Below are 6,558 nucleotides of genomic sequence, written 5' to 3'. Positions count from 1 at the left end.
GTACTAAGTTGGTTACCATCCACGATCCGATTATTTAACCCAAGTTGCTTCCTAAGTCGAAATGTAGAGTAGGGGTAATTCATGAAGCGACCGAAATCACGCGGAGGTTTCCTCCGCATGTGTTTCGGTCAAGACATTACCCCTACTCTACATTTCGACTTTCTAGCTGCTCGATCGAATGCCTCGGAGTTCCATTTGTTCCATGAAGAATTCTTCGAGCGAGGCGCGTCCTTGTTGGAGGGAGATTAATTCGGCATCCATCAATCTTAGTGTTGCCATAAATTCTTGGGGTTCGCCGTAGATTTTGCCAGTCCAAATATCGTCTCTATAATCGATTTTTTCGATCCAGCGATTGAGAATATCTCGATCGCCACCGCGTCCAGAGACATAATAATAGCGATCTTCGTTGGTGAGTAATTCGGATAGAGTACCGCAGCAAATTAGTTCGCCTTGAGCTAAGATACCGACGCGACTACAAATCTGTTCTACTTCGGTGAGGACGTGACTGTTAAAGAAGACGGTTTTACCACGATCGCCTAACGAAACAATCAGATCGCGCATCTGTTTTCGACCCAAGGGATCGAGTCCAGACATGGGTTCGTCGAGGAATACGAGGTCGGGGTCGTTAATTAATGCCTGTGCCATGCCGACTCGTTGTACCATGCCTTTGGAGTACTGACGGAGTTGCTTTTTCTTGGCCGCCGATTGGGCTAAACCGACCATTTCGAGGAGTGCTGGGATGCGTTGTTTTTGGATCGATCGGGGGATTTCAAATAAGCCAGCGGTGTATTCTAATAATTCCCAGCCAGTGAGAAAGTCGTAGAAATAAGGATTTTCTGGTAGGTAACCGATCTTTTGTTTGATCGATCGATCGCCTAAAGGTTGGCCGAGTAATAAGCCTTTACCTGCTGTTGGCTTGACAATACCTAATAATGTTTTGAGGAGTGTAGTTTTGCCCGCACCATTCAAGCCCAATAGTCCAAAAGTTTCGCCTTCATAGACTTGGAGGGTGCATTCTTTTAATGATTCGACTTTGCGATTTAACCAAAAGCCAGTGCGGTAGACTTTACGTAATTGATATGTCTCGATCGCGGTAGCAATTTCGTAAGTTGGCGTCGATCGATCTACGATGTCAGTGGTTAGCGTCATAACGATTGGGAGTCGGGGGTAAAGAATTTTTGACAAAGCCAAGCAAGCCTAAATAACTCTCTCCCTGATGGCTGTGGTCGATCTCTTCTCTAACCAAAGATACCCACAAACAGGGTGAAAATTATCGACTTACATCGCAATTGAGTTGCTGCGCGAGCAACTATCCGATCGCCTCTCTACTTTATCCTGTGGGTTACCCTTTGAAAATACGGTATTGCTAATTTAAGAGATAATTTTCTGGAAGAGGCGATGTCGAAATTTGGGTAGGGGCAATTCATGAAGCGAGTGAAATCACGCGGAGCGGAGAAATGCGGTTATTTTTCCCGCCCATGCAATTTCTCCAAGAGAGGTTCCCTCCGCATGTGTTTCACTCAAGACATTGCCCCTACCCAAATTTCGAGGATATTTCATGCCTCAAATCAGTAATGCCGAAAATACTTCGCTCACTCAAGAGCTAAATGCTCAATCCTGCCTTGATTTTGGATAGAGCTGAAGCTTCGGCGGGGCTGATTTTGGGATCTCCCGAACCAAATAAGCCACTACCAGCAGCACTGGCAACGGCTTCGGCACAAGCATAGACAAACTGCTTGAATTCGGTAATTTCTGCGGGTGTGGCTTTGTCGCCAATGGCGGCTAGGGCTAGATCGACAGACGCGATCGCTTTAGTGACAAATGCGCCAGATTCGATATCTTCTGGTTTAAAATCTGGTTTCTTGCGCTGGATTTTACCGCTAGCTAAAACGGCTTCTGAGAACACGGATTGGACGATCGAGTTATTGGGATATTTTTTGCCCGCACCGACGATTTCTTTGGTGAGTGCCACAGCTTCGATCGCGCTAGAGATTATTCCCATATCGGCGATAGCTACCGCCATGCCAACTGTCATCGGTGCGCTGGCGATCGCATTTAGTTCGTCGGGAGTATATGCTGTCATAAGATTAACTACTCGATCGGATGGTACAGATCGGATCTTAACAGTTTCACTCGATCGGGATCTGCTACGGTTTAACAGCCGTGGGGTTAGAAACCCCCGCTCATGTTGCAAAGTCTGCCCCGATTTCAATCGGTGGCTGTTCGATCGCGATTAACCCAACAATTCATCCGCCAAATCGAAATTAGCAGTTACTGTTTGGACATCATCCAAGGCTTCTAATACTTCAATTAATTTGAGCAGTTGCTTACTTTGCTCCGGATCTTCGACTAATACCGTCGTTTGGGGCACCCACCGTAGCTCGGCATCGCTGACTTTAAAGCCCTCGGCACGCAAAGCGGTATTGAGTCGTTCGAGATTTGCCACTGTCGTAAAGACTTCCGCCCCTGGCTGCTCCTCATCGTCGAGCAACTCATACACGTCCGCACCGCCTTCTAAAGCCGCTTCTAAGAGTCGATCCTCATCCACACTCCCGACGATCGAACAAACGCCTTTGAGGTCGAACATCCAGCTCACACAGCCAGTTTCTCCCAGGTTACCACCGCGCTTGGTAAAGGCAAATCGCAACTCTGCTGCGGTGCGATTGCGGTTGTCTGTCAGAGCTTCGACAATAATCGCCACACCGCCTGCACCGTAACCTTCGTAGCGAATTTCTTCGAGCTGGGCATTACTATCGGCAGTACCCGAACCCTTAGCGATCGCCCGATCGATGTTATCGTTGGGGATACCTGCTGCTTTGGCTTTTTCGATCGCCGTCCGCAGTTGAAAGTTACCATCGGGATCGGGAATCCCATTTCGGGCGGCGACGATAATTGCCCGCGATAATTGGGTAAATGTTTTCCCACGTACCGCATCGACTCGCGCCTTTTGTCGCTTAATATTTGCCCATTTACTATGACCTGCCATATAAACCGATTAGCTTCTAAAATTGGAATCTCGATCGCTTTAATTTTACTCATAATTCTTGCAGGATGTACGCCAGTGCGACTCGTTGGCGGAGCCTCTCAGAATGAGAATCGCGATGGGGTGACGCATTTGACGTTATGGCAAGGCATCAATCCGCCACCCAATCGCGAGGTTTTTGATAAGTTAGTAGCTAAGTTCAATCGATCGCACCCAAAGATCGAAGTTGAGTCATTATATATCGGTCAATCCGATCGTCAATTACCCAAAATTCTCGCGGCAATTGTCGGCGATGCGAAGCCCGATTTACTTTGGTATGGTTCGATGTTGACGGGACAATTAGTCGATTTAGAAGCGATCGAGCCTTTAGACGAGCGCTGGAATCGATCGACAGTTACTAAAGATATCGATCCGGCTTTACTCGGCTCGATGCAATACGAAAATCATCTGTGGTCGATTCCGTTTGGCACGAATAATGTCGGCATCTTTTATCGTCCCAGTTTATTTAAAGCTGCGGGAATCGAGAAAATTCCGACTAATTGGCCAGAATTTCAAGCAACTGCCAAACAACTGACTCGCGATAGTAATGGCGATGGCAAAATCGATAAATATGGGATGCTGTTACCGTTAGGACAAGGCGAGTGGACGGTATTTACCTGGCTGCCATTTATGTGGAGTGGCGGTGGCGAACTTAAATCTGGAAAGATAACGGCGATTGATAATCCCGGCTCGATCGCGGCTTTGAAATTGTGGCAAGATTTAGTTAAAGATGGTCATGCGATTTTATCTTCACCAGAGCGCGGTTATGAATTAGATAATTTCCTGGCTGGTAAAGTAGCGATGCAATTAACTGGCCCCTGGACATTTGGTCAATTAGCAGGAATGAATTTTACCGACTATGATGTTATGCCAATTCCGGCTGGCACTCGATCGGCGACAAGTACGGGCGGTGAAAATCTATTTATGATGAAAAGTACTCCTGCACATCAACAAGCAGCTTGGGAGTTCATGGAATACGTATTGAGTGAATATTTTCAGACTGAATGGGCGTTAGGTACGGGATATTTACCCGTCAATCTCAAAGCTCGCGATCGATCGAGCTATCGCGATTATGTCAGTAAAACTCCTGCAACTCAAGTATTTTTAGACCAAGCCAAATACGGTAGAGCGCGCCCGATCGAACCGGGTTACAGCCAAATTTCAGAAAATCTCGGACGCGCGATCGAGTCTGTATTAATGAATAAAAATTCGCCAGCAGCCGCACTAAAAACGGCTCAGGAACGACTGAATTTAAGTCTGAATCGATAGTTGGGGAATATGGAGTAGGAGAAAGGCTTTTCCGATCTTACCTCGTTGCCATATCCGTCGGCTTGACAAGTCAGTTTCGTGCAGATATCGGGAATAATAAAACAATCCCAGATCTAAACATTTTCTAATATGTCATCCCGCGCACCCGATCGATCTGATGCCGTACTTGGCGGGCAAAATTCACCACCTAGAGATGCTGTTGTCCTCGGTGGGCTAGCAGGTGCCGAACAAAAATTAGCCCATGAATTGAGATCGCGCCACCAATCGATCGCTACTGAAGGCTGGAAGTTACCAGCACCAATCGATCCGGTACGTGAGCGAGGACGATTACAGCTCATCGCAAAAGGATTGTCAAATCGGCAAATTGAGTGTCAATTTACCGAGCCTTCGCCATATTTACTCAGTCGTTTAACAGCTCGCGGACGTAGCGATTTCGATCGAGATCTCAGCTTGCTCCGAATGGGACAAATCGTGCGAAATTTTCCATGGGATAAAACTGGGCGAGTCGCACTCAAAACAGCAGTGGTATTAAATATCTATGAAAAGACTCCAGATCCCAATCCTCATAGTAAAGAACGCGATTTATGTCTGGCAGCAATCGGCCCCGATCGCCGGAGTGACGAACAGATCGTTAAAATCGGATTGACCGATCTCTATGCCATCGATCGAAACCATCGGTGGGAAAATTGTCCTTGGCTGTGGACGGATAAAGACACTCCTCACACTGAACTTTTGGGTACGAATCAGCATATTGCGACACCAGAAAACGATCGAGCTATGCGATCTTTATCGCTACTCAATGAGGGCAAAATTGAAGAAGCATTAGGACTTTATGGTGTAATATTATCTACCGTGCTGCATCAAATACTTGGTGGCGGGATTGTTAAAAATTACTATTCCGATCTAACATGGAGGGATCTTTTAGTCGATACCCTCCGCCAGTCTGCTCCCTGGAAATTACCGCAAGCAGTCATTGATGAAGCCGCACGGATCGATCTTTGGGCAAGTCAAAAGAAATCGCGAAAACCACGACTACCATTGCTAAAATTAGCCCTATTTCCCAATCAGCGTTACACTCACAAAACCTGTTTGATGCTCACCGAAAATATCAACGATCGTCATCCTCAATTAATTATGCAAAGTAGTGCTATTAACGATAGATTGCATCATACAGCCTGGAAACGATCGATCTCAGTTGATTTTGCACGTTATGGGATTACGATCGAGACAGATTAACACAGCACAAATCGAGTTAAACCTAGTAGGGTGGGCATTACTCGCCAGCACCATTGTCGATTTAGCAATGTGAATATTTGAAGCGATTCTCTGCCAGAGAGGCTATGCCAACGAGTATGAAATAGTACGATTTATATCAACTTTTATTCATCAGGATCGATTCCTAATTGCCGTAATTTGTCTGCTAATTTGTTCGATCGATCTACTTCTTGTTGAATTCGTTCGTTGGGCGTAGGATAACGGTTGCCAGTTTCATCATACCAATACAACCACTCTCTAGTTATCCCTCCATAATTGCCGCGATCGCACCCGATGCCCATACCAATTTCTGGCATCCAGACGATATTTTCAGGGATGAGTTGATAGCTGCCATCGACTAATTTATATACTTCCAATTTAGGCTTGCGTTTGCGTTTTGAGGAGTAAATTGCATAATACAATACTCCCATTTGCTCGTAAACTTTTAGCTTAGTCGTGTACTCTTCTCGATATCTGGGCGAAACTACTTCTAAGACAAAAATTGGAATTACTTCCTCATCCCATAAGACGTAACTAGGTCTGAGTTCTTCATCATAACATCGCTCTACACCTAGACTCAGGAACGCAGCGGGGACGATGGGCGGTAATTCTGGATTAGAATAGATCCCCATATCGACTCCAAAGAACCAATCTTGTCTCTGTTCCCATACCATCAATAAGATGGATTTGAGCAGAGCTGGAATTAGTTCTTGGAGTTCATTGTCCACTGGTGTTTCATCTGAGTCTAAAAGTTCGTCAGCCGAAGGTAAGTATTTTTGAGAATGGTAATCTAGCATAGCAATTTTAGTTTTATAGCTTGAAAGATTAAATTAATTGATAATTGATAATTGATAATTACCATTACTCATTATCTATCACCCATTACCCATTACCCATTCTCACAATCTGGCTAATTTACGAACGCAATCTCTTCATCGGGAGATAGTTCGAGAAGTTTGTCGCCAGTACCATCTTTGCCATAGGTTTGAATCCGATCGATCGAAACGAGTTCG

General features: G+C 45.6%; 6 protein-coding genes. 2 read left to right on the top strand and 4 right to left on the bottom strand.

The genetic code is table 11. From position 1 onward, the window contains the following. Positions 1–162: 162 nt before the first annotated feature. The 3 genes from C7B77_RS21015 to C7B77_RS21005 all read right to left on the bottom strand — a co-directional run bounded on the left by C7B77_RS21015 (position 163) and on the right by C7B77_RS21005 (position 2,986). Positions 163–1,149 carry an ABC transporter ATP-binding protein gene (locus tag C7B77_RS21015; RefSeq protein WP_106309422.1) on the bottom strand — a complete coding sequence of 329 codons (987 nt, stop codon included), beginning with the start codon at positions 1,147–1,149 and terminating at the stop codon, positions 163–165. A 454-nt stretch (positions 1,150–1,603) separates the two neighbouring features. Next, positions 1,604–2,083 carry a hypothetical protein gene (locus C7B77_RS21010; protein ID WP_106309419.1) on the bottom strand — a complete coding sequence of 160 codons (480 nt, stop codon included), beginning with the start codon at positions 2,081–2,083 and terminating at the stop codon, positions 1,604–1,606. A gap of 150 nt (positions 2,084–2,233) precedes the next feature. Further along, positions 2,234–2,986, bottom strand: a complete 753-nt coding sequence (locus C7B77_RS21005) for a YebC/PmpR family DNA-binding transcriptional regulator (RefSeq protein ID WP_106309416.1) — start codon at positions 2,984–2,986, stop codon at positions 2,234–2,236. Positions 2,987–3,061: 75 nt separating this feature from the next. Here C7B77_RS21005 and C7B77_RS21000 point away from each other — a divergent pair, with 75 nt between their 5' ends. Continuing rightward, positions 3,062–4,291, top strand: coding sequence for an ABC transporter substrate-binding protein (locus C7B77_RS21000; RefSeq protein WP_245894297.1), 1,230 nt, complete (start codon positions 3,062–3,064; stop codon positions 4,289–4,291). A gap of 129 nt (positions 4,292–4,420) precedes the next feature. Continuing rightward, positions 4,421–5,527, top strand: a complete 1,107-nt coding sequence (locus C7B77_RS20995) for a hypothetical protein (protein ID WP_106309409.1) — start codon at positions 4,421–4,423, stop codon at positions 5,525–5,527. Between the two features lie 143 nt (positions 5,528–5,670). Here the strand turns inward: C7B77_RS20995 and C7B77_RS20990 are convergent, their stop codons facing one another. Then, on the bottom strand, positions 5,671–6,342 hold the full coding sequence (locus tag C7B77_RS20990; RefSeq protein WP_106309406.1) for a Uma2 family endonuclease: 672 nt from the start codon (positions 6,340–6,342) through the stop codon (positions 5,671–5,673). Between the last annotated feature and the right edge of the window lie 216 nt (positions 6,343–6,558).

Origin of the sequence: Chamaesiphon polymorphus CCALA 037 (assembly GCF_003003845.1) — a bacterium.
In the GTDB taxonomy this organism is placed as follows: domain Bacteria; phylum Cyanobacteriota; class Cyanobacteriia; order Cyanobacteriales; family Chamaesiphonaceae; genus Chamaesiphon; species Chamaesiphon polymorphus.
The sequence above is the reverse complement of the archived record's forward strand: the minus strand, read 5'-3'. Positions and strand labels throughout refer to the sequence as shown.

What these genes read in the sequence shown, in the direction of transcription:
- C7B77_RS21015 (WP_106309422.1), bottom strand. Translation starts at nt 1,149, where the DNA reads ATGACGCTAACCACTGACATCGTAGATCGATCGACGCCAACTTACGAA.
- C7B77_RS21010 (WP_106309419.1), bottom strand. Translation starts at nt 2,083, where the DNA reads ATGACAGCATATACTCCCGACGAACTAAATGCGATCGCCAGCGCACCG.
- C7B77_RS21005 (WP_106309416.1), bottom strand. Translation starts at nt 2,986, where the DNA reads ATGGCAGGTCATAGTAAATGGGCAAATATTAAGCGACAAAAGGCGCGA.
- C7B77_RS20995 (WP_106309409.1), top strand. Translation starts at nt 4,421, where the DNA reads ATGTCATCCCGCGCACCCGATCGATCTGATGCCGTACTTGGCGGGCAA.
- C7B77_RS20990 (WP_106309406.1), bottom strand. Translation starts at nt 6,342, where the DNA reads ATGCTAGATTACCATTCTCAAAAATACTTACCTTCGGCTGACGAACTT.